Genomic DNA, 2,289 nt, shown 5'->3' with positions numbered 1-2,289 from the left:
TGTCCTTCAGGTTGGTCTTGAACAACCCGACCCTACCGGAAAACACTGGTGACCACCGCTACCCTGCTACACCACGCCCTGGGACACGATCCGCCCTAATGCTGAGTTGGACCCACAAGGCGTTCTCTTCGAAACGACAGAATCGGATTCCAAGACAACAGAACTTGCATATTTTGGATGTCTTGTTGCCGTTCCAATGCGACGTGACCCCACCGTTCCTGCGGCGCTGGCATTCGCTGTCCCAGCGGCCAGCCTGGATCGATGGCTGTGCTGGATTCCTATGGATAGACTTAACGCAGCTCTTCTCACGCACGCCGAACGACGCGTTTCGCTTCAGCGCCAATCGGGCCCGATTGTTGACCGCGCTTTTCCGAAACTTCGGGTGCCTAAAAAGCCGGATGAGTCGGCGGGAAGCGGAAAACCAGAATAAGCTAGCGCTGGCGGCCCAAACGACGAAGGGCCGGGCAACTACAACGGGAGGAGCATAACAATGCGCCCGAGTACGAAAGGATTCTTCGTACCCGCGCGGCTTTTGGAAGCCCGCGAGGCGCGAGGCATGACACAATCCGACGTGGCGAAAGCTCTTGGGCGACCGAGCGGGTCGACAATTTCAAATTGGGAAAGCGGCGAACAGTCGCCGGAGCCGGCAACGCTTGACCAGCTTGCGTCGGTACTAGGTGTTTGGCCATCTTATCTTATCCGCCCGATGCAAGAAAATGGCGCGCGTGCGATTTTCTTCCGTTCATTGGCAACAGCGACGAAGAAAGTACGGACACGAGAAAAAGCTCGCATGGGTTGGCTGCGCCATATTTCAGCGGCGCTACAGGAAATTGTCGAGTTCCCAGAGGTTGATTTTCCGGAGTTTGTTGCCCCGAATGATTATTTAAAGCTCTCCGATGATGACCTCAACGGGCTTGCTGCATCGATACGGCGACACTGGCTTCTCGGCGAAGGTCCGATCGAAAGTATGGTGCTCGTCGCTGAAAATGCCGGGGCTGTCGTGGGAGTCGATGAGGTGGGCTCTACCAAAATCGATGGACAGGGCACTTGGTCAGACTCAGAAGGGCGTCCGTATATCCTGCTCGCACGAGACAAAAACACAGCATATCGTCGTCAGATGGATGCAGCCCACGAGATTGCCCATCTCGCATTGCATCGTTATGTGAACGACAACGATATGGTGCGTCACTTCGACCTGATCGAGCACCAAGCGAAATACTTGGCATGCGCAATTCTGTTGCCTCATCGGTCCTTTTCTTCAGAAATTCCTTCGCTTTCTCTGGATGGTTTTCTGTCGATGAAGCGGCGATGGAGGGTCTCTATCGGTGCGATGGTTAAGCGTGCCCACGATCTCGGGATTATTTCAGACGAACACGCTAAACGTTTGTGGCGTTATCGTTCCGCTCGCGGTTGGCACTCGCGAGAACCGCTCGACTTGCCATCGGAAACTCCGGTGGAAGAGCCTCGCCTGCTCCGGCGCTCGATCGAACTGGTTATTGATGAGCGTGTCCGAGGTGTCAGAGATCTTGTCGAGATGGACATTGGCATTGATAGCAGAGATGTTGAGATGATGACTTGCCTGCCTCAGGGCTATCTGACCGCAGAGGCGGCAGCTGTTGTCGCTTTGCAGCCTCGCCTCAAAGACGCGTTACGGTCCCAGTTGGAGCAGGAAGATGGAAACGTGGTAGCTTTTAGACCCAAGCGGTAAAAAGCTATGAAATGGTTTTGTCCAAAGTCTAGCACCTCTCCGGTTGAATTCCGGTACAATCCAACCCTGCAGTCGATCCTTGCTTCTTTCAACTAAGATTGTGAGCTACTGATTGAGTGTCTAGCGAGGAATCGCATTTGATCGAGATCGTCCAGAACCGACTTGTGCGTGCTTTGAGTGGTCAAGCAGGTTCGAAAGCCATTCGAATCCAGCGTGATATAGCTATTGGCTCAAGTGTCGGGCAGGTACGCCAGCGCAATGAAGATTGCTGTCTCGTTGTACGCGCATCTTACGGTAATAGCGGACGCGGAAACTTCACTGTCGCGGTCGTGTGTGACGGACTTGGTGGGATGAGCCAAGGCCGTCCTGCAGCTATCTTGGCCGCAAGTGCGTTTGTTGCCAGCATTTACTGTTCTCCGGTCGGGGGCTGGGAGACCCGAGCTTCTCGCGCTGTAGCCTATGCAAATTCTCAGGTCTACCAGCTGCTTAGGCTGCGTTGACAAAAGGGATTCCCAAATCAGCCGAGGTTTGATTCAAGGGTTCTTCTTCGGAGGAGGTTCCCTTGGGCTATCCGAGCGATG

General features: G+C 54.3%; 1 protein-coding gene. It reads left to right on the top strand.

All coding sequences use genetic code 11. The features are described 5' to 3' along the window. Window positions 1–490 precede the first annotated feature (490 nt). Complete coding sequence (locus H512_RS26745) at window positions 491–1,708, top strand: helix-turn-helix domain-containing protein (protein ID WP_084798656.1); 1,218 nt, start codon at window positions 491–493, stop codon at window positions 1,706–1,708. Window positions 1,709–2,289: the final 581 nt, after the last annotated feature.

This window comes from Pleomorphomonas koreensis DSM 23070 (genome assembly GCF_000425185.1).
In the GTDB taxonomy this organism is placed as follows: domain Bacteria; phylum Pseudomonadota; class Alphaproteobacteria; order Rhizobiales; family Pleomorphomonadaceae; genus Pleomorphomonas; species Pleomorphomonas koreensis.
Note: the sequence above shows the minus strand (reverse complement) of the source record. Positions and strands in the feature narration are given on the sequence as shown.